A 21,837-nucleotide genomic window follows, 5' to 3' on the forward strand; every position below is an offset into this window, starting at 1 on the left:
TGTCGTTTCTAGGATTACCTCAGAACCTTTACGGACAATAAGTCTTGTTGAACTCTCCGCTGTTTCAGGACGATCTGGATTATCGATTGGTTGTTCAACGTATTCGCGGGAGTCCTCGCCCTCAACTCTCGTAGGGCGAGGAGGGATAGCGGGATGCCGGAAGAATGGAGGCATCCAACTCTTTTTACGCTACGCATAAGCCATTATTTCTCCTGATTAACTTGATCTTGCTGGGTACAAATTGCCCAATACGTTTCCAGGTGTAGTCGCAAACGGAAACATTTTTGGTCTTTTTGGTATCGGTGAATCCGCTGACATAGCCAATGTAGACTTTCCCAGCTTTCTCTGCTCTGACCAAATCACCAATTCTCACTCCAAAAGGGGTAATCGTTCCGCCCTTGCGCTTCCTTGCCCCCGACTTATCCGGTACTTCAAAGTGTAATTGACGGCGGAAGAACCCATACTCCTTCCCCCGCTTCACTGCACCGAGGCGGGTGATGATTTTAAATGGGGAGGGGGTCACGTTAACGTTACCCTTATGGGTGTAACCGTGGGAGTTAGAGCCAGTAAATGGGACATACTTGATCAAGTACCCGCAAGCCAACGTCACCCCATCAACCGCGTGGGTTTCCGGTTTAGCTATGGACTTGTTAACCAAGTCCTTCTCTAACCCTAGTTGGGTTCGGAGTTGGGATGTGCCGTTTCCATCCTTTTGCCAACCGTGCCGGACATAGACGGGGGCAATTTTTTCCATTTGGGATATTGCCCAATTCTGACCCGTCATCACCGGAGAGAAGCCCTTGCCCGACTTGGCACGTTTACGTTTAGTTTGGTCGATGTCGGCTCTAACTCGCTCATACCCAATGGCAGTTACCGGGAATATCGCCGCCAATTCTTTGACTACCCTTAGCTCCAACTGCCGTGAGGCTTTAATAGATGGGGGAAGTTTACACTGTTTGCGGTTATCAAAACGGCATTGCCGATAGTTGCGTTGCTTGAACGGAACGTCCCGGTTAATCCGCCGCCCTCGTCGTCCCCGTCGCAGCATAGCACGGGTTTCCATCCGTTTTTTAACCCGCCCAAACGGGAGGATCAGGTGTAGTTGTAGTAGAGTGCATTTAGCCGACTGAACCCCGACACCGGAGTAGGACTTACCCGGATCGACCCCTACCGCAATTGGTTGTACTTCCTCAGCCGATGGTGGCGTGGTGAGTTGGACGTAATAGACTCCCAGATCTGACCATTTCCCCACTGCCTTGCCCTCTTTTATCCACCGTCTAGCCCTGGATGGTTTAGTGGGCATTAGTGGTTTTCCTTCTTTGCTAACAACCGGAACACGATTCATAGATATAATCCACTCGTGTAAATGTTTACGTCTCTTCAGGCATTGATAGGGGTGTGTCCTGGATTTACCCAGTGTTTAGAGATTCCTAGACCTACATTTAAGCTGAACTAGAGAAGCGTTCAGCAGTGGTTGTCCCCTACCAACTCATGCCCTATTCATGACTTCCTGGCAGGTTCCCTCTGCCAATCCCCGTCCTCACGAAGTAGGGCGGGGTTCATGAATTACATACAAATAATCCCCATTTCTCCATCCTATTGTACATAGTCCATCGCGACAGGTCACTTTACCGCCTGTTAAATCAATACAGTTGCCTTGGGAATCACATCCCCGATAGCTCAGATTTCCGGTTCCATTCACTCCTGACCAAGACTCTCGATTACTAATCGTGATTGTCCACTCACCATTACTTAATGTTTGTGAGTTTCCTAGATTTTCAGAGTTTCCGTCTCCAATAGTCTCCATTTTAGTAATCAGAGACTCTATTCGGGTCTTGCCACAGGGTTCAATACTTTGGCAATCATTAACGGGAATTCTCTCATAAAAAAGGCGTACTTTTTGATTGAGAAATAGGTTGGAGTTGGCACAGATCTCAAACGTTGCACCGATTTCATGTTCACTATTATTTTCATCAACCAGAGTAACGTAACACATTAGGTCACCATTAACCATACTTTTGACTCTACCAACGGTTGGGTTATCGCCAACGATTGAGGGTTCAGAACCAGAAGTAGTTTGGCTAAGGTTCGCCGCTAATTTGTCCGTACTGCTTTGGGCTGTACTGACGGACGCTTTAGGCTCAGAGGGAGAGGGAGAATGACAGGCGATCGCGAATGCCAACACCAGTCCCGATATAATGATAGTTTTCACGAGTGAATTAGCTGTATTACCTCATTGTACTCTAGTTTGAAGGGCAAAAATCATGAATTCTAACAAAAAGCTTCCCAGTGTTTCTATTTCCGATTCCCTCTACCAATCTCTGACAACCTACCAAGATAAAAAGCAACTTGACTCCCTTGATTCGGCGGTTGTGGAAATCTTGACTCAATTTTTCCAGCTAGGCGAAGAAGCCAAACGCTATGCTACCGTTGAACAATTGGATACCCTCGCCGAAAAAGCTGACCGCCTCAGCCAACAAATCGCGGCACTGAGTCAGGTAAACGCTAATAATATCCCAACCCAACCATCCGCGATCGCATCTGAGGTATCTGAGGATTGGAAAGACATCGAGGATGAACCCGATGAAATTCTCTATGATTTCCTTGAGTATCAGTAATCCGTTAGTCTCCCCCTTTTGAAGGGGGACGTAAGGGGGATCTAATAGGGGTATGGGCATCCGGTGAGGGCTACAACTTACAATAAATATATGGTTGAAGCTATTATTGTTTTAGTAATTATTGTTGGGATTTGTGCTGGGGTTCTCTTAAGTCCACTTCTGACTAAATGGCGACGGAACCGCATCCAAAATAAATCGTTTCCTCGGCGTTGGCAAACGTTTACCGAGCAAATCTTGCCATTCTATCACCGTCTACCTCAATCCCGACAACGAAAACTCCAGAGTTACATGGCTGTTTTTTTAGCTGAAAAACAGTTTATTGGCTGTAGAGGATTACAGATTACTGAAGAAATAAAACTGACGATTGCGGCTCAAGCTTGTCTGCTTTTACTGAATGATAGCGGTGACTATTATCCCAATTTAGTGTCAATTCTGGTTTATCCCAGCGCGTACCGAGTCAAACCCACGAAACGAATCAGTGATTATATTATAGAAGAAAGAGATGAAGTGAGACTGGGGGAATCGTGGACACGAGATCAACTTGTCCTATCCTGGCAACAAATCGAATATGATATCCAGAATTGGCAGGATGGACATAATGTGGTTCTCCACGAATTTGCTCATCAGCTCGATCAAACCGATGGTATGATTAACGGTGTACCCAAGCTGGATTCTCAAGCTGATTATCAGATGTGGGCGCAGGTATTTAGCCAAGAGTATCAGCAATTACAACGCGATGCTCAACGCGGGAGAAAAACAGTGATGAATAAATATGGGGCGACTGATCCGGCTGAATTTTTTGCTGTAGCGACAGAGACATTCTTTGAAAAACCTGCTCAAATGGTGAGGAAACATGCTGCACTTTATCGGCAATTGAAACACTATTACAAGCTAGATCCATTGGAGTGGAAGCTCTCCCAGACTTAGGGTGATAATAATGATAAAAAATATTTTCATGAGAATAATCTATGAATACATTAATTATTTTTGCTGAAGTTAGCATCGTAATTGTCATTTTCTTGGTTTTGATTTGGTTGGTGGGTAAGTTGTCAAAACTATTGATTAAATACCCACTCTTTCACATTGAGGCGCAACGAGTCAAAATGATGCGTCGGAACATCACCGGATTGCTGATCCTGACTGGCTTTGTGCTGTGCCTTGCGATTGTCGGTGTTAATGGTTTCTTGATCTATCAAGGGAAAGACATACAAAAATATACACTCGATCTGATTGGGCTTATTCCACCCAGATTTTGGCTAACATTGGCAGTTGGCATCGCTCAAAGTATCGGTACGGTAATTTTAGCGGCGATCGCTCTAGTCTTGATCCAATATTGCCTCAAACTAGCGAACACTCGCGCCAAAAATATAGATAGCAGCACTACCGATGACGAAAGTATTGACGCTTTTTTTGGCGAACTTTATAAAAGAATAAAATGGGGCAGTTGGCTGTGGATAATCGGTTGCTGTAGTCTGTTTTTAAAATTACCCGCCGTCATTTCTGACTATATTTTTGTCGCCCTAAGCATCTATTTGATCATTGCAGTTGGATTACTCATCATTAAAGCGGCGGCGGCGATCGTAGATATCCTAGATGCTCTCAGCATCAGATACTCTAGCCCGGATAACCTATTAAGATTTTACGATCGCCTACGCCACCTCATCCCCTTTTTGAAGCGGTGTTTGGAATTAATTTTATACACTTGCATAGCGATATTGGTAACTCAGCAGATTCAATTAATCGCTAACTTATCCGATTGGGGGCTGCGACTTATCAAAATCATCACCCTGATATTCTTGAGTCGGGTGTTTTATGACGTGGTTTATTTACTAGCAGAAGAATTAGTCTTTAAAGAGAAACATTTGACCGAGCGGCAAAGAAGCAGACGCTTAACGCTGGTTCCTCTATTTCGTAGCTTATTGCAATACTCAATTTATTTCACCGTTGGGGTTTCTATTCTGTATACTCTCAATATTGATCCAACTCCCATCCTAGCCGGTGCGGGTATTATTGGTCTAGCGGTAGGATTTGGTGCCCAGGAACTGGTTAACGATATGGTTTGTGGCTTCTTTATTTTGTTTGAAAACTACTATTTAGTTGGGGATTATATTGAAGCCGGGAACGTGGAAGAGAAAGTCGTCGAGGGGACGGTGGAGGCGATTGAACTGAGAACAACTCGTCTTAGACATCCTAATGGTCAATTACAGATTATTCGCAATGGTGCGATTGGCTCAGTGGTTAACTACTCCAAAGAATACATTTTTGCTGTCGTGGAAGTTTGCATTTCTTATCATGCTAACTTAGCCCAAGTTTATCAAGTTGTTGAGGAAGTCGGACAAGAATTAAACGCCAATGATCCCGATGTCCTCGAACCCACACAAATTGATGGTGTAGAAAGTCTCGGAGAGTCTAACTTGTTGCTAAAGACATTGACGAAGGTTAAGCCAGGAAAGCATCTTCAAATCCAGCGCACTCTACGGAAGACGTTTATGGATACCTTGCGCTCCGAAGGAATTCTACTTCCGGCTCCGATTAAAAATGAAGAATAATGGATAGATTTATGGTTAAATCGCGCACAAGTCGGTCATTCGTATCAACTTAAGGTAAATAGCTCTTAGAGTGGGGGTGTAGGGGCGGGTTTTACAGATAACTTATGGCACCCAACTGATAACTTGAATAAACCCGCCCTTCTCTCATAGCTGAAAATTAGAATGGGTAAGGGTTATGGCTTAAGTGGGCACGGGCGCAAGCCTTGCGCCCCTACGGGGCTAATCCATTAAATTAGCTGTACCAAACCATTAGAATGGTTTAAGCTTACTGAGTTGAGTGTCATTGTAGGAGAGTGTCATTGAACAACTTCCAAGAAGCCAAAGCCCATTTCATCGCCTCTCATCGCCATCCGATCAATCAGAGGCTGCACCACCTCACCAACCTACTCGCGATCGCAGCCGTTATCCTACTATTCTACGATTGGCGGTTGACCTTGATTTGCGTCATCCTCACCCAAGTCTTTGCTTTGGGGGGACATGCGTTCTTTGAGAAGAATGAACCCGCGTTTCGCAAATATCCGGGTATCACTATCCTCGCTTCCCTATCTTGGTCATTCGAGAACTGGTTTGGCTTGCGTCCCGCCAGGAAGGGGTGATTGGGCATAGTGTAGAGACGTAGCATGCTAAGTCTGGGAGATGGGGGAGATGGGTAATACCAAATCCCTTGGGCATTTTTTCCTTCTACCCAGGCGAGCCATTATCCGGTTAGAATTCTAACCATAAACCGCTCTAACCAAGCGGGCTAACAATAATATTACTGTCTGCGGAAGGCGGACGGCTGCCTGTGGACGCTGAGTAAGACCAATAAAAGGTAACTTTTGGAGGCGTCGGCGGATGAAACGGGAAATCCCGAAGACGAATAAGACCGTCCTTGCTTGCTAGTTGGAAGCCCCAACTTCAGCGAAGCAAGTTGGGGTACTTCACGCCTTCATCAACAAGTTGAGGAGTGACAATGTATCAAGACTTGCTAGTGATCGATGCGGATGCTCATAAGCTAGAGAATCCGATGATTATGCGGGATTATCTAGAACCAGAGTATCGCGATCGCGTCGGTTTGGTAATTGATAGTCTCGGTGATCAACGGGCAAAGATTGTAGACTTCAATCCCGAAACCGGTAAAAATGACTTTTTGCGGATGTTTCCCCAACCTCAGGGATTAGGGAAAGGTGGCTTTCGCAATCTGCATCCAGATACCACATTGGGTGCGATGTTCAATCGGGTGCGGATTCAACACATGGATCAAGAGGGGATTGATGTCCATGTTATCTTTGGCACACTGAATCTGATCTTTTCCAGTATTCTGGATAAAGACTTTGCGATCGCACTCTGCCGCGCCTACAACAGTTACATGGCAGATGATTGCCGGGGTTATGATAATCGCCTCAAACCCATTGGGGTTATTTGTCTTCAGGATGTAGATGAAGCGGTTAAGGAAATGCATCGCTGTGTCAACGAACTGGGGATGATTAGCGTCGCCGTTGCGCCCAATATGCCGATTCCCCATCCCAAAGCCCCCGATGCATTCCCCGAAATTCGCACCTGTAAAGCAATTAGCCATCCTGACTTCCGTCCGATTTTACAGGCGGCGGTAGACTTGGATATTGGTTTAGGAATTCACGGTGGACCCGGTTCCTACATGGTGGGCGGAATTGCGGATCATCTAGAAACCTTTGTCCTCAACCATATTTTTGTTCAGCGCAACCAGCAACAATTGGCATTAGCCCGGATGGTATTTGATGGGGCGTTTGAACAATTCCCCACCCTGCGGGTTGGCTTCTTAGAAGGCGGTTGTGGTTGGCTACCGGATTTAGCCCATGCGTTCCATGAACATTGGGAAAAGCGAATTCGCGACTTTGACCCCAAACATCCCTATCGCCCCTCTTTGATGGAATTCACCAAATTGATGATTCAGGAAAAAGGCGGTCGGGATAATGTCAACATTATCTCTCAGGCGAAAAACCTGTTTGATTTGTTGTGGAATGCGGCACATGATCCGACCAAAATTGAGGATGCTAGCTTGTATGAACATTATGACTTGCGTCACCGTGATCCCTTCGAGTATTTTGAACGGGGTCAAATTTTTACCTCCTTTGAATCCGATGATCCGGGTCCTGCGTATTTGCCCGTGGCGATGGGTGAGATTGGTAAGCATTTAACCTGCTTTTCTGGAGATTATGGTCACTGGGATGGTGTGCTGCACGGCTGTGTCCAGGATGCTGCAACCGTTGCCGATTATGACCGGGAACATCTGGGACTGTTGTTAGGCGGGAATGCGTTAGCCTTATATGGCGATCGTTTACGTCAATCCTTGCCCGAAAAACCCATGGTTGGTAGCGTTTAAAACAATAGGGCGACCCGATTAGTAGAGACGTTGCATGCAACGTCTCTACAAAAAGGATTTAATACACATCATTGGGACGCTGATAATACTCTTTGTGCAACGGGATCACCAATATCTTATCCACCCGATTGCCATCCATATCCATCACTTGAACGCACCCCAGCTAAATTAAAAATTCTAGCAGGGGATTCTTATGCTAGGCTTTACTCAGCTCCCAAAGAGTACTGAGCGTCACTGGCGTTCGCAGCGTCTGGGAGGAGCTTCTGCCTGCCCAGACCCTAGTGAATTTACTATTGGTTAATACCGCGTACCAATATCTGGCACCGATGTTGTAGGAAGCGGATAGGTCAGCGTTGTAGCGCTTGCCATTTGGGAATACGGCTTGGGAATACTTCTTGTTACTCCGCTTAATTTTCCCACTACCGTCAAAGGCGTAAGCACTGGTGTATTTAGCGTTGACTTTACATACCTTTGCGCCCAACTCAGAGAATTTCTGAATGGTTAGCTCAACTAATTTATCCTTGCACCATTGGTGAAAGCGCTGTTTCTGCAAAGACCCATGCTTCCCACCCTTAGCTTTCCAATTCGATAAGTCCTCAAACACAATCACGTTAACTTGATGTTTTTGTGCAAACTCAACAATCTGCCTAGAAACCGTTTGAGCAATATGTTTGTTGATGTTTTTAGACTTTCGATACAAACCTTGGCAGAAGCCTTTAGGTAAATCCTGGTTGGTAATTTTCCGAGTTAGTTTGGACTTAGTCGCAATGCGCTGCTTACGTTGGTCGCGACGGTCTATGTCTCTAGCCGGATTGAGGAATTTCCTAGCTTTTACAGTACCGTATGAGCCAACTATTGAGCAGGTGGCTGTTGTGTTTATGCCAATATCAATAGCACAAACATAATCTGAATCAGGTAGAGATTGAGGATTAACCTCAACGGACATGGAAAGATGAACACTTCGCTTATTAGCAACCAGAGCAGGAGACAACAGTTTTGCTCCCTCTCTGGTGTGCCGACTTTTTCCATGCTTTTTGATGGAAACACCTTGCATCCAAACCCAATCAGCACCATTCCATATTTTCAGCTCTACTGCATTGAAGTTGGAATGGTACTTGATTTGCTGACCCTTGTACAAAGCTGGATAGCTATTGCACATTACGGTTAACCTGGGCGATTTGTCGTAACGATGTTTTCGCTCTCCCCTCTTCCAAGCATCCCAGCGAGTAACGAAGCTGCTAACAATACCCAATGCTTCCTGAATAGCAGCACGTCTTAGATAACTGGGAAATTTCCGGAATGAAGGATAACGACCAATACTTTTCTGGAAATACCAATAGTATTTAGGATTAGGATTATCCCCTGTCTGGTGAACCAGCTTTTCTAGAGCATTAACTCTTTCATTACTGTTCAACCCAGACAGGTTGCCCCAATTCCAATAGCTAATAAGTACTAATGGCTTCAGAAAATGTCGGTATTCCGCTACGGTCAAGACGGCTAGTCGGCGCTGCTCTTGCGTCATAACCAATTGCCAAACATCGGTTCTGATGTTTGACTCTTTTTGAGGCTTTTTTCGCTTAGATTGCTTTTTAGCTTTTTTCTTAACCACAGCTTCGACCTTGGCGTGGATAAATGTCATGTCATGTTACCTTGGGAATGCTTGGTTGTCAACTCTTGATTGGCTAACTGTTGCAGGCGTACCTTGCGAGCGGCAACAATCGCCATCTCTGACATAGCTAAAGATACCATTGAGTCCGATTAGCAAGAGGACAAAGACAATTTCGCGAGAGACAAAGGACATGAGTGTAATGGCTGGGAATGAGAGAGGATGTATTCTCAGGTTCTAGTATCAAGCATGACTTGAGTTCTGGGTTTTGACTGTTCCAGAGGTGATGTGAGAAGCGTCTGGGGTTTGGTGTCGGGGGTTCTTTTGACTCACTCCTATCTAGGGGAGGAAACCTGTCCTGACCAAGGTTTGAGGAGGGCAATAGCTTAGTTTTTTTAACGCAGAGGGGCGCAGAGGGGTTGAGCGGTAGATTGACTGTGGGGTGAATCAGGTTGGGGATTTAGTGTAGGGGCAAGTTTCACGATTATTATTTCTTTTTGACCTAGCTATAACTGAACCTGCCCCGACCAAGGCTTCTACAATAGGATAAGTCGATGGATGGCGGCTTGGGTTGTCTAGTTCTAATAACGTGCGGTGAATCATGGCATTCTCTTCTATCATTCGGACTCTGGAGCGATCGCCCCTGACGGGTGAACTCCTCTCTAAACTGAATCGTCAGTCGTTTTTGCACCTGAATGGGATTGCCCGTCTACCTAAGGGATTAGTCTCATCTGCCATCGCCCAAGCCGCAGGGCGCAATCTTTTGGTTATCTGCGCCACGTTGGAGGAAGCCAGTCGCTGGGCGGTGCAACTGGAAGCCATGAACTGGCAAACGGTTCATTTCTATCCCACCTCGGAAGCGTCACCCTACGAACCTTTTGACCCTGAATCGGAAATGACTTGGGGACAACTGCAGGTATTAGCCGATTTGGTGATTGATCATTCGTCAAATCCTGATCAGGGTAACCCACAAACTTCAACGGACAATGGACAGACAAAGCACAACGGACAACTGGCAATTGTCGCCACTCATGCGGCACTCCAACCCCATTTACCACCAGTCGCCGCCTTTGCATCCTACTGCCTGACAATCAACCGAGGCGTAAGTTGGGATATTAAAGACATCGATAAACAATTAGCACGCTTGGGTTATGATCGAGTGCCACTGGTGGAAATGGAAGGTCAGTGGAGTCGGCGCGGTGATATTGTGGATATTTTCCCGGTTGCTGCCGAATTACCTGTGCGTTTGGAGTGGTTCGGGGATGAACTCGAACAACTGCGCGAATTTGACCCTGCAACCCAACGCTCCCTAGATAAAATTGAGCAACTGGTACTCACCCCTACTGATTTTAGCCCCATTATTACTGATGCCCTCAGTGATACCCAAGCCCAACAGGTTCAAATCCATCTACAGGAAGAGGAACAGGCACTCTGGCAAGCGGGGGGACATCTGGAAGGGAGTCGTCGCTTCTTGGGGATTACGTTTGATCAACCTGCTTCTCTGTTAGATTATTTGCCCGATAATACAGTAATTGCTATTGATGAACCTGAACAATGTCGCGCTCATTGCGATCGCTGGGTGGAACATGCTCAAGATCATTTAGATACATTAGCCCATCCTCTTCCCCCTCTGCATCGTCAATATGACCCAGACGCGCTATGTAGAGACGTTGCATGCAACGTCTCTACAGTCTATTTATCAGAACTAGCAGAAGCCACTAATGAGACGGCGGTGAATTTAGCCAGCCGCCCGATTCCCGCCACACCACACCAGTTTGCCAAACTTGCAGAAATTGTCCGCCGTGAACGCGATCGCAAGTTTTCGGTTTGGTTGGTTTCGGCTCAACCCAGTCGTTCGGTTTCTCTGTTACAGGAACATGATTGTCCGGCTCAATTTGTTCCCAATCCCCGTGACTATCCGGCGATTGATAAACTGCAAAGCCAGAAAACACCTGTGGCGGTGAAATATTCCGGATTAGCGGAATTGGAAGGCTTTATCCTGCCTACGTTTCGCTTGGTTGTAATTAGCGATCGCGAGTTTTTTGGACAGCATACTCTCGCCACCCCCAGTTATGTGCGGAAGCGACGCCGTGCCGCATCCAAACAAGTTGACCCAAATAAGTTAACGCCTGGGGATTATGTGGTGCATAAAAACCATGGCATTGGTCAATTTGTCAAGCTAGAAAGCCTCACCCTTAACTATCAAACCCGTGAATATTTAGTCATCAAATATGCCGATGGCTTATTACGAGTCGCCGCCGATCAGGTTGGGGTTTTGTCACGCTATCGCCGTGCCGATAGCCGTGCGCCGCAATTGAATAAAATGTCCAGTAAAGCCTGGGAAAAGACCAAAAATCGGGTTCGCAAAACCATTAAGAAACTGGCGGTTGATTTACTTAAACTCTATGCCCAGCGCAGTCAACGATCCGGTTATGCCTTTCCAGAAGATTCGTCCTGGCAAGATGAATTAGAGGAATCCTTCCCCTACCAACCCACCCCCGATCAACTCAAAGCCGTGCAAGACGTAAAGCGAGATTTAGAGAGCGATCGCCCCATGGATCGCTTGGTCTGTGGGGATGTGGGCTTTGGCAAAACCGAGGTAGCTTTGCGGGCAATTTTTAAAGTGATTATCTCCGGAAAACAAGTCGCCTTCCTCGCCCCAACTACGATTCTTACTCAACAACATTACCACACGTTAAAAGAACGCTTTGCCCCATATCCAATTCATGTGGGATTACTGAATCGGTTTCGTACCGCCCAGGAACGTAAGGAAATTCAGCGCCGCCTTTCTACAGGCGAACTAGATGTTGTTGTCGGTACCCATCAACTCTTAGGCAAAACTGTCAAATTTCGCGACTTAGGCATGCTAGTCGTCGATGAAGAACAGCGCTTTGGCGTGAATCAAAAGGAGAAAATTAAAACCCTAAAAACACAAGTTGATGTCCTTACCTTAACCGCCACACCGATTCCCCGTACCTTATATATGTCCCTCTCTGGGGTGCGGGAAATGAGTTTAATTACCACACCCCCTCCCTCCCGTCGCCCGATTAAAACCCATTTAGCCCCGTATAATCCAGAAGCGGTTCGGACTGCAATTCGCACTGAATTAGATCGCGGGGGACAGATATTTTATGTAGTTCCTCGAATTGAGGGAATTGAAGAAGTCGCCACTAAACTGCGGGAAATGATACCTAGTGCGAGACTGGCTATCGCCCATGGACAAATACCTGAAGGGGAATTAGAAGCGACAATGCTCACCTTTAGTAATGGGGAAGCGGATATCCTGGTTTGTACCACAATTATTGAATCCGGGTTAGATATTCCCCGTGTCAATACCATCCTGATTGAAGACGCCCAGCGCTTCGGGTTAGCCCAACTCTACCAACTGCGAGGGCGAGTCGGGCGTTCCGGCGTGCAGGCACATGCTTGGTTATTCTATCCCAAACAAGATACTCTATCCGACGCCGCCCGCAAGCGTTTACGGGCGATTCAGGAGTTTACCCAGTTAGGTTCCGGGTATCAACTGGCGACGCGAGATATGGAAATCCGGGGAGTGGGAAATCTCCTAGGGGCGGAACAATCGGGACAAATGGATGTGATTGGCTTTGATTTATATATGGAAATGCTACAAGAAGCCATTCGCGAGATTCAGGGACAAGAAATTCCCCAAGTGGATGATACCCAAATTGACTTAAATCTTACCGCCTTTATCCCCGCTGATTATATTCCCGATTTGGATCAAAAGATGAGTGCGTATCGGACAGTAGCAGCAGCGAATTCCCATTCGGAATTAGTCCAAATAGCCGCCGATTGGCATGATCGCTATGGTGCTTTACCTGCACCCGTTGAGCAATTATTACGGATTGTGGAACTGAAGCAGGTGGCAAAGTCTGTAGGGTTTAGTCGGATTAAACCTGAAGGGAAACAGCATGTCCTTTTGGAAACGCCCATGGAGGAACCGGCGTGGAAGCTATTGCAAGAAAACCTCCCCGAACATTTGCGATCGCGCTTTGTCTATTCTCCTGGTAAAGTAACAGTACGGGGATTAGGAGTTCTCAAAGCGAATAAACAGTTAGAGAATTTAATCGACTGGTTAAGCAAGATGAAAGGAGCCTTACCCGAAGCCGTATAAATGTTGAATGTGTAGGGGCGGGTTTAGGGAATCACGTTTGACTATTGATGATAACATTTGTACAAAACCCGCCCTGACCATAAGACGAATGACATAAGACAAATGACAAATGACAAATGACAAATGACCAAATGACAAATGACATAAGACAAATGACGAATGACCAATATAATCGCTATTATTAATGGAAAGGGAGGTGTTGGCAAAACCACAACCTCAGTCAACTTAGCCGCCGTACTCGCGGAAAAAAAACAGGTTTTGTTAGTAGATACTGATCCCCAAGGTTCAGCCAGTTGGTGGGTAGAACGAAGTGAGGGAGAAATCGGGTTTGATGTCGCCCAAGAAACTAATCCTCAACTGTTGAGTCGTCTACAAACCTTGAAAGACTACGAATTAGCGGTTGTGGATACACCCCCCGCCCTGCGTTCAGACGCCTTGACTGCGGTAGTCGCGATCGCAGATTATATTATTTTACCCACACCTCCGGCACCCATGGACTTAGCGGTTTTAATGGAAACAGTACGGCGTGCGATCGCACCTGTAGGAACCGCCCATCGGGTATTGTTAACTCGGGTAGACTCTCGCCGTCGCCGGGAAGCGTTAGAGGCGCAAACCACACTCCGGGAACTCGGTGTTCCTGCATTCCGAACCTTTATTCGGACGTACAAAGCCCACGAACGCGCCGCATTGCAGGGGATACCGATTACTCAATTGGGGGGAGAAAATGCCCGTGAAGCCCAAGCCGATTATCGCCGGGTGGCGGATGAACTACACCATCATTGGGGATGCTAATGACCAAAAAAAAGTTAACTGATTTGCTGCGGGAAGAGGTGGAAAAATCGCCATCTTCCCATCAGCAACCTATTGAAGAGTCTAACGAACCGAATCCAGATACAGAGGATGAATCAACCATGGCTACCCGTCGAAGAACCAGTACGAGTAAATCTTCAACTCCCACCAAAGCTGACCTTGAAGCCACGGTTGCGGAATTGAGACAGGCACTCGAAGAAGCCCAACAACAAGAAACCACTCTGGTTAATTTAAAAGATAGTTTAGCCCAAGCGGAGAAACGAGAACAGGAGTTAAAGGAACAAATTACCGACTTAGAAACCCAATTCCAGCAGCAACACGAATCTGTTGAAAATTTGCAAAATGAGTTAAAAAAACTTGATCACGTAAAGAGTGAATTTGATGACGCCAAAAAAGCTGCTGTTCAACTCGCCCAAGCCAATGAGAAATTGCTGCAAGAAGTGGAGAGTCTCAAGCAAGAGAATGAATCGCTTAAAGCCACTCAAAAGCGACCGATAGAACCCGCGCAACCTGTTGAAACCAAACGTCCTCCCGCTAGATCTCCCGCCCGCCCTCTCGGACGCCCGATTCAAAAGGAAAGTGAAAGACCTGCTGATTTTGCGAATAAGACGTGGTTACTTTGACAATTTCATTTTTGGCAACGGGAATCAAGCTTCTCTGCGGGTGGAAGCCTTCTCCTCAGCCAACAGCGGCTTTTTCGTAGCAAGCCTTTGCCAACTTCGCATCGTCTAAAGACCGACTATATTTCTAGTTTTAGTCCATTTTAATGGACTTAAGCTATAAGCCAAGAACTTGAGTTCTTGGCGGGTGTTGGAACTTACTGACAAAGGTGAAAAATATCAGTTTCAACGGGGTCAGGGCGGGTTTTGTTGTTCATTTATCGGTGACTATCTAATTGAATCCCTAAACCCGCCCCTACATTACTTCAAACTGCCCCGAAAAATACCCTTTAACAACTTGCAAAATCCGTTCAGCGGCGTAACCATCCCCAAAGGGATTAACAGCGGTAGCCATCACCTGATACACCTGGGAATCTCCCAGTAATTCACTGGCGACAGCGACAACTTGACTGGGATTCGTTCCCACCAATTTCGCCGTTCCCGCCTCTATCGCCTCGGGGCGTTCCGTAGTTTCCCGCAACACTAACACCGGTTTACCTAAACTCGGCGCTTCCTCCTGCAATCCCCCCGAATCCGTCAGCAACAGATAACAGCGTGCGATCGCGCCCACTAATTCGCCATAATCTAAAGGTTCGGTCAAAAAGACTCGCGGATGATTACCCAAGATTTGTTTCAGGGGTTCTCTAACCGTCGGATTTCGGTGTAACGGTAACAATAACGCCGTATCCGTAAACTGTTCCAACAGTTGAATAAAAGCTTGGGCAATATCCTCTAACGGTTTACCCCAATTTTCGCGCCGATGAACCGTGGCTAACAACACCCGATACTTGTCCCATTCTAACCCTGGAACTGGACATTGGGGTTCCTGCTTAGCTACCGTCAGTAACGCATCAATCACCGTATTTCCTGTCTGGTGAATCTCCCCCACAATCCCCGACGTTTTCAGATTCTCCACCGCCTTAGCAGTTGGCGCAAAATTCAGTTGGGCTAACTGAGAAATCAACCGTCGATTCGCTTCTTCTGGATAAGGATTAAACAAATCATCCGTTCGTAACCCTGCTTCTACATGACCGACAGGAATTTTTTGATAAAATGCCGCTAAAGTCGCCGCAAATGCTGTCGTCGTATCCCCTTGTACAATCACCAACTGTGGGTTAATCTCGGCAAACAACTCCTCCAATCCCCGCAAACTTCGACAGGTAATATCCGTCAGCGTTTGCTTGGCTTGCATAATTTCTAAATCGCGATCAGCTTTAAGTTGAAATAGCCGCATCACCTGATCCACCATTTCCCGATGTTGACCCGTTAAAATCACCTGAGTCTGGAACAGATTACAGGCTTGAAACTGTTGGATCACAGGCGCAAGTTTAATCGCCTCTGGGCGAGTACCCAAGGTAATACAGATTATTGGTTTATACGTCATAATTCATAAATCCTACGTCAATTGTAGGGGCGGGTTTAGGAACTCGATTATAGTGTCACCGATACCCTTTGAACAAAACCCGCCCTAATCATCGCCAATAACTGCTCACAGGTTTGAAACCGTTGGATCACAGGTGCAAGTTTAATCGCCTCTGGGCGAGTACCTAAGGTAATACAGATTATTGGTTTATACGTCATAATTCATAAATCATACATCAATTGTAGGGGCGGGTTTAGGAACTCAATTATCTTGTCACCGATAACATATCAACAAAACCCGCCCTCACTCACCGATAACATATCAACAAAACCCGCCCTCACCGATAACGCCTTAACAAAACCTACTGGCGTGACACAGCTAAAATAGTGGAATAGATTGTAGGTTGGGTTTCGACTTCGCTCAACCCAACAAAAGATAGGGCTGAAGCCCTTACTACAAGCCGAATATAATCTACAAATTGAGTAACTTACCCCCAGCTTTGATTATCACCGCTGAATATGATCCCCTACGAGATGAAGGAGAAGCCTATGGGATTCGCTTGCAAAAAGCAGGTGTACCTGTAAGAATGACTCGCTATGATGGTACAGTTCATGGCTTTATTGGCATGGCACACATTCTAGATCAAGGTCGAGAAGCGCTAGCAGAAGCCGCCGTCGCCCTCCAGTCTCAGTTCAATTAAAATCCAGAATCCAATTGTGTCGTAAAGAGTTATCAAACCCTTACTAAACCTAGCTGGCTTGGCGATTCACGAGTATGACATAGAGACATAAGACAATCCCCGCCATTAACTTTAGTTGTCCCCACCTACTTATTATGAAAATAGCATCATTCGTGTCTCCCGCGATCGCAGCTAGTGTGATCCTGTTCCTCAACCCCGGATATGCAGCCCTACTCAACACCTCGGTTCGCTTAGCCGGATTCTCCCCGGATAATCGTCATTATATTCATCTAGAAAGTTACCGGGATTCAGTCACAGAAGTTCCCACGGCTCATCTGCAAATTATCAATATCCCCAATAACTCCTGTGTCAGAAATGGTTGTCTGCGAACAGACTATAATCGCGATGCCTATAGTCTTAGCAATCAAGCGGCTGAAAACGACTTGCTGCAAGACACAGTAACCCTCCGACAAGATTTGGGACTGAATCGGCTCAAAGTTGGCATTAAACTCCCTGTCATCGATAGCACCCGTCAGCCAGACGACAGCGAAACTGTTACATTTCGCTTAAACAACCAGCCGTTACAACTGCGTCTAGAGCAAAGGCGTATCCCCTCCGTCTTATCTGGAGGCACATCTCCAGTCGAACGGGCGTCCATGCGCTTAATCATCAATTATCAGAATCAGCGCTTAACTCTGGGTACTTTGAACAACTATCGAGATGCTGTGAAAGGCTATCGGATTCGAGAGGTGCGGCTATCTCCTAACCGTAGTAATATCGTAGTTCTCCTAGATATGCTGCAACCGACTCACGAGGATGTCGTCAAAACCACCTTAGTGCAAAGCTTTTCTCTAAAGCCATTTGAGAATTAGTCTCATACCGACACCCTACCCCCTACACCCTGGTATCACATCGGTTAATCTGGATTGAGACTAGAGTCGCTACTCTCACCAATTTAAACTTATGTGTCTAGAGGTTATGAACTGAAAAGAAACATTAAAAAGCGTTACAAAGGGTTGTACTTTTCTGAGAGAGTAGTAAATTAGTAATTGAAGCGAAAGAGAAAGCTTCAATGACAGATATTAATGTCACTTGAAAATTCAGAAAGGAGGGAAGGCTAAAACTCTGTTAAATCTAATATCTGTCTTATCCGAGACACAAATTCTAACAGCAACACTCAACGCGAAGACTGATACATCCTCTAACTAGAAATGTAGGGAGCAATGCATCTGAATTATCGGATTTAGAGCAACTCTATTTAGGATTAATTACACAGAGGAAGTCACTCAGAGAGCAGGTTGAGTGTTGTTGTTGTGTATTAAGGTAAAACCCTTTCATACCCTTGCACCGCTATCAGCGAAAATGTATCATTGCTCCCCCAGCTTCCCCAGCTTCCCCAGCTCCCCCAGCTCCCCCAGCTTCCCCAGCTTCCCCAGCTCCCCCTCACCCCCAACACTTAATTAGCGTTCGACTGGAAACAGGTTAAGATTTTCATACAGGCGTTCTTTCAAGTCACGCCGCCGCATCAGCCGTCAACCTTGTTTCCCAATGACCCTTATCCGCGTTCCCCAATCCTGGGAAATCCCCGAAAACCAAATCACGCCTGAAGCCGTTTACTTCAATCGGCGTCGCTTTCTCAAAACCCTAGTCGGTGCGAGTATTCTCCCCATCCTGGGATGTCAAGCCTCCTCTGACTCAGAAACCAATAAGGAACTAGCCGCTACCCTCAATCAACCAACGGTCAAACCCCTTAACACCAATCCCGCATTTGCGAATGTTGACCGTCCCATCACCAATCAGTTACTGGCGGGACAATATAATAACTTCTATGAATTTGGCAGTGGCAAATCGATATGGCAAGCCGCCCAAGCCTTACCGACAGACGAGTGGAAGGTTGAAGTCACAGGATTAGTGAAAAATCCCCGCACCTACGATTTAGACGATTTACGCAAAAAATTCCCCCTCGAAGAACGCATCTATCGCTTCCGTTGTGTGGAAGCCTGGTCGATGGTATTGCCATGGCTAGGATTTCCAATGCGATTATTAATGGAAGAGGTAGAACCCACCTCTAAAGCCAAATTTGTCCGGTTTACGTCTTTCGATGATCCTCAAATTAGAATCGGTCCAGCGTGGTCATTCAGTGGTAAACTACCTTGGCCCTACACCGAAGGATTAACGGTAGAGGAAATGGCGAATGACTTGGCATTTTTTGCCGTGGGGATTTACGGTCATTTTCTGCCGAAACAGCATGGGGCACCGATTCGAGAGGTTGTGCCATGGAAATATGGGTTTAAGGGGGCTAAGTCTATTGTCAAGATTGAATTTGTTGAAACTCAACCCGCGACATTTTGGAATACGTTAATTCCTTATGAGTACAAGTTTGAGGCAAATGTCAATCCGGATGTGCCGCACCCACGTTGGTCTCAAGCGACGGAAAAGTTTGTTGGCAAAGGACCCAATTTTTCCTGGGAAAGACGGGAAACGCTTCCCTATAACGGGTATGGGGAATATGTGGCACAGTTGTATCCCAGACTCCGCACTTAAAAGTAAAGTTGGACAGCAATAGTGTAGAGACATATCCTGGCACGTTTATCAATTGGAGGTACACAGACAGATCCCCGACTTCGTAGGAGTTGTCGGGGATCTTGCTTAAGGCTGTACTTCATCAACCACCAAATCTGCTGTAAGCTGAACTTCTGCATAGGCGATCGCATCCTCTGACAGCTCAATCAAAAGTGCATCTACATCTTTGCTGTATCTAATTTTTTTCATAACGGGGCGATCGTACTTCTTTTGATAACCACTATGCACTAGATACCCCTTGGCTTTTTCTTTCTGCTTCGCTACTGTTATGCTTCCCTTGATGTCATTTCGGCTCAATTTGTCAAGTTCTGATAACTTAAACGATTCTTTCCTCCAGAACAGTTTAAATTTTTCAATCAGAGTCTCGTCTCAACAAAACGTCATAATTGCTCATTTTTTACCTCTTTTTGGGAAAAAGCTACGAATTTTAAGGGGTTACAGCAATTGTGAGAAAAGTGTGCGATTTTCAGGTATACTATCTATGGTGGGTTTTTTGTGGACAAAACTAATTCAGACACAGCTAAACCCCTTGAAGCTTCGTCAAAACTTTGTATAATTACTGGTTTTTGTCTTACGCTCAACATCCCCTTGAACGCATGTATTTTGTTAAAGTTACAATAAAAATTATGACTAAGTATTGACAAAAAAACAGAAGTGATTAAGTATACCACCCGTTGATATTAATCCAGAGGAAACACCGGGTTTACCTCACCCATTAAATGGTAAATACGATTGCGCTTTAAGCCTTGATGATATTGATTTCATCTCGCCGATTATTTCAGTGGTTGAAGTTAAAAAAAGTAGTCTATCTGATGGGTTAGGGCAATGTGTCGCGGAAATGTATGCCACTCTCAAGAAGTTTCAGCAAGATCAAGTCTACGGCATTATCACAGATGGGGAAGTCTGGTCTTTTTTATTGCTAGAAAACTTGACACTCTCGGTTAATGAAAATAATTATTACATTAGCAAGGTTGCCGATATTGTTGATCGGATTGGTTATATCGCCGAAAAATTTAAGAAATAAGCATTCCCTCGAACCAAGCCAATCAAATGGTCAATTGTCGGGGCGGGTTTAGGTTTAGGGACTAAAGCTAATGAAGAACCGATAAATGAGCAACAAAACCCGCCCTTGTTTAAGAGCCTAAAGAAAAATCCCACGTAAACTAATAAAGATAATCGCCCCTAAACTAGCGGCTGCGGGTAGCGTAATCAACCAAGCCAGGGCAATCGATTTCAGGGTTTGAAAGCGAACCGTGCGCCAATTCTGAATCAATCCAATACCCACAATACCACCCACTAAAGCATGAGACGTTGAAACTGGGAAGCCGAAGCGGGAAGCGAGTAAAACAGTTGTCGCTGTGGCAATTTCGGCACAGAATCCACTACTGGGTTGCAACGGGATAATATTTTCCCCAACCGTAGTAATCACCTTTTTGCCCCAAACAGCTAACCCTGCAACGATACCAGCACCACCAATGATCAGAATCCACAACGGAATATTAAATGCGGTGAGTGGAACCGTACCCGTGGCAATGATATACGCGATCGCCGCTAAGGGAGCGATCGCATTCCCGACATCGTTGGAACCATGAGCAAATGCCACAAAGCAAGCGCTGAGAACTTGAAACCGCGCCAGTTGTTGCTCAATCGCTGAGGGAAAGGGAGACACAGCATTAGGGGGTGGGACAATATTCGCTTCAATTTCCGCTTTCCCAGTTTCCCCGTTATGAATACCTTTTTTTCTCGATTCTTCAGTATTAACAGGTAGAATTAAGGGGCTACGTTCCAACTGACGCCAACTAATCAGACTCAGGACAATAGCCGCAACCGAAACCGTAATAATCGGTAAATCATGGACAGGAATAGGCAAAGCATAAAAGAAAGGACGATTAAATAAACTTGGCATCACAATCGCGCCAAAGATACTCAAAAGAATAGCACTTAGCCAAGGAATCCATTCCCGTAACTGAACCATTGGATTTGTGCGCCTTAAAATTGAGGTATTAATAATACTGTAAAATACGGCGGCTAAAATACCACTAACAACAGGTGTAATAATCCAGGTTAACGAAATACGACCCAAGGTTCCCCAATCTACCGCCTGCACCCCAATCGCCACCCAACAAAATCCTGCGATCGCGCCAATTACAGCATGAGATGATGCCACAGGTAATCCCAGACTGGTGGCAATTTGTAACCATAAACCACAAGCGAGTAATACAGACATCATTCCTACTAATAACACCTGGGGCGTTTGGGCAAATAACGTCGGATCAATCACTCGCGTGGCTAACGTTGTCGCCACCCCTTGACCAAATAAAACCGCACCCGTAAACTCCAAAATCCCTGCAATAATTAGCGCTTGCCGTAGCGTAACCGCTTTTGAGCCAACTGACGTTCCCATGGAATTCGCCACATCATTAGCGCCTAGATTCCAAGCGACATAGAAGGCAAGAATGGCAGTTAAACTAAGTTGAATTAGAGCTATTGAAATCAC

17 protein-coding genes and 3 pseudogenes are annotated in these 21,837 nt (G+C 45.9%); 12 read left to right on the top strand and 8 right to left on the bottom strand.

Features of this window, described 5'->3' with window-relative positions:
• Positions 1 to 184: 184 nt before the first annotated feature.
• Together RIB93_RS24120 and RIB93_RS24125 are read right to left on the bottom strand one after the other, a co-directional pair.
• A complete protein-coding gene (locus tag RIB93_RS24120; RefSeq protein WP_446376420.1) occupies positions 185 to 1,345 on the bottom strand; it encodes an RRXRR domain-containing protein in 1,161 nt (386 codons plus the stop codon).
• Between the two features lie 195 nt (positions 1,346 to 1,540).
• Complete coding sequence (locus RIB93_RS24125; RefSeq protein ID WP_446376422.1) at positions 1,541 to 2,212, bottom strand: hypothetical protein; 672 nt, start codon at positions 2,210 to 2,212, stop codon at positions 1,541 to 1,543.
• Positions 2,213 to 2,264: 52 nt separating this feature from the next.
• On the opposite strand from RIB93_RS24125, the gene RIB93_RS24130 reads away from it, so the two are divergent.
• The 5 genes from RIB93_RS24130 (at position 2,265) to RIB93_RS24150 (ending at position 7,508) form a co-directional block, all read left to right on the top strand.
• Positions 2,265 to 2,618 (top strand): hypothetical protein, encoded by a 354-nt coding sequence (locus tag RIB93_RS24130; RefSeq protein WP_446376424.1) that lies wholly within the window; start codon positions 2,265 to 2,267, stop codon positions 2,616 to 2,618.
• 90 nt (positions 2,619 to 2,708) lie between these two features.
• Complete coding sequence (locus tag RIB93_RS24135) at positions 2,709 to 3,545, top strand: M90 family metallopeptidase (RefSeq protein ID WP_446376426.1); 837 nt, start codon at positions 2,709 to 2,711, stop codon at positions 3,543 to 3,545.
• Positions 3,546 to 3,586: 41 nt separating this feature from the next.
• Positions 3,587 to 5,167: a mechanosensitive ion channel family protein gene (locus tag RIB93_RS24140; RefSeq protein ID WP_446376428.1), complete on the top strand. Its 1,581-nt coding sequence runs from the start codon at positions 3,587 to 3,589 to the stop codon at positions 5,165 to 5,167.
• 299 nt (positions 5,168 to 5,466) lie between these two features.
• Positions 5,467 to 5,763, top strand: coding sequence for an Mpo1-like protein (locus tag RIB93_RS24145; RefSeq protein ID WP_044207192.1), 297 nt, complete (start codon positions 5,467 to 5,469; stop codon positions 5,761 to 5,763).
• A gap of 356 nt (positions 5,764 to 6,119) precedes the next feature.
• Entirely contained in the window at positions 6,120 to 7,508 is a 1,389-nt protein-coding gene (locus tag RIB93_RS24150) for an amidohydrolase family protein (protein WP_446376430.1), read from the top strand.
• Between the two features lie 196 nt (positions 7,509 to 7,704).
• On the opposite strand, the gene RIB93_RS24155 is transcribed toward RIB93_RS24150, so the two are convergent.
• A complete protein-coding gene (locus tag RIB93_RS24155) occupies positions 7,705 to 9,147 on the bottom strand; it encodes an IS200/IS605 family accessory protein TnpB-related protein (RefSeq protein ID WP_446376432.1) in 1,443 nt (480 codons plus the stop codon).
• Positions 9,148 to 9,182: 35 nt separating this feature from the next.
• Positions 9,183 to 9,309, bottom strand: a pseudogene (locus tag RIB93_RS24160) (CNNM domain-containing protein); the annotation flags it as partial.
• A 406-nt stretch (positions 9,310 to 9,715) separates the two neighbouring features.
• Between RIB93_RS24160 and mfd the strand changes: the two are divergent.
• The 3 genes from mfd (at position 9,716) to RIB93_RS24175 (ending at position 14,679) form a co-directional block, all read left to right on the top strand.
• Positions 9,716 to 13,246 carry a transcription-repair coupling factor gene (gene mfd / locus RIB93_RS24165; RefSeq protein ID WP_446376434.1) on the top strand — a complete coding sequence of 1,177 codons (3,531 nt, stop codon included), beginning with the start codon at positions 9,716 to 9,718 and terminating at the stop codon, positions 13,244 to 13,246.
• A 159-nt stretch (positions 13,247 to 13,405) separates the two neighbouring features.
• A complete protein-coding gene (locus tag RIB93_RS24170) occupies positions 13,406 to 14,038 on the top strand; it encodes an AAA family ATPase (RefSeq protein ID WP_446376436.1) in 633 nt (210 codons plus the stop codon).
• On the top strand, positions 14,038 to 14,679 hold the full coding sequence (locus RIB93_RS24175) for a hypothetical protein (RefSeq protein WP_446376438.1): 642 nt from the start codon (positions 14,038 to 14,040) through the stop codon (positions 14,677 to 14,679). The genes RIB93_RS24170 and RIB93_RS24175 overlap by 1 nt, the downstream gene beginning before the upstream one ends.
• Positions 14,680 to 14,971: 292 nt before the next feature.
• Here the strand turns inward: RIB93_RS24175 and wecB are convergent, their stop codons facing one another.
• Together wecB and RIB93_RS24185 are read right to left on the bottom strand one after the other, a co-directional pair.
• A complete protein-coding gene (gene wecB, locus RIB93_RS24180) occupies positions 14,972 to 16,099 on the bottom strand; it encodes a non-hydrolyzing UDP-N-acetylglucosamine 2-epimerase (RefSeq protein WP_446376440.1) in 1,128 nt (375 codons plus the stop codon).
• A 47-nt stretch (positions 16,100 to 16,146) separates the two neighbouring features.
• Complete coding sequence (locus RIB93_RS24185; RefSeq protein WP_446376442.1) at positions 16,147 to 16,296, bottom strand: hypothetical protein; 150 nt, start codon at positions 16,294 to 16,296, stop codon at positions 16,147 to 16,149.
• A 245-nt stretch (positions 16,297 to 16,541) separates the two neighbouring features.
• Here RIB93_RS24185 and RIB93_RS24190 point away from each other — a divergent pair.
• The 3 genes and pseudogenes from RIB93_RS24190 to msrP all read left to right on the top strand — a co-directional run.
• Positions 16,542 to 16,778: pseudogene (locus RIB93_RS24190) on the top strand (alpha/beta hydrolase fold domain-containing protein); the annotation flags it as partial.
• Positions 16,779 to 16,912: 134 nt separating this feature from the next.
• Positions 16,913 to 17,629 carry a DUF2259 domain-containing protein gene (locus RIB93_RS24195; RefSeq protein ID WP_446376444.1) on the top strand — a complete coding sequence of 239 codons (717 nt, stop codon included), beginning with the start codon at positions 16,913 to 16,915 and terminating at the stop codon, positions 17,627 to 17,629.
• Between the two features lie 676 nt (positions 17,630 to 18,305).
• Positions 18,306 to 19,301: a protein-methionine-sulfoxide reductase catalytic subunit MsrP gene (gene msrP / locus RIB93_RS24200; protein ID WP_446376446.1), complete on the top strand. Its 996-nt coding sequence runs from the start codon at positions 18,306 to 18,308 to the stop codon at positions 19,299 to 19,301.
• A gap of 150 nt (positions 19,302 to 19,451) precedes the next feature.
• Here msrP and RIB93_RS24205 read toward each other — a convergent pair.
• A pseudogene (locus tag RIB93_RS24205) lies at positions 19,452 to 19,529 on the bottom strand (DUF2283 domain-containing protein); the annotation flags it as partial.
• 592 nt (positions 19,530 to 20,121) lie between these two features.
• Between RIB93_RS24205 and RIB93_RS24210 the strand changes: the two are divergent.
• Positions 20,122 to 20,364 (top strand): hypothetical protein, encoded by a 243-nt coding sequence (locus RIB93_RS24210; RefSeq protein WP_446376448.1) that lies wholly within the window; start codon positions 20,122 to 20,124, stop codon positions 20,362 to 20,364.
• 117 nt (positions 20,365 to 20,481) lie between these two features.
• On the opposite strand, the gene RIB93_RS24215 is transcribed toward RIB93_RS24210, so the two are convergent.
• A complete protein-coding gene (locus RIB93_RS24215) occupies positions 20,482 to 21,837 on the bottom strand; it encodes an inorganic phosphate transporter (RefSeq protein ID WP_446376450.1) in 1,356 nt (451 codons plus the stop codon).

The organism is Coleofasciculus sp. D1-CHI-01, assembly GCF_040218875.1.
Taxonomy (GTDB): Bacteria; Cyanobacteriota; Cyanobacteriia; order Cyanobacteriales; family Coleofasciculaceae; genus Coleofasciculus.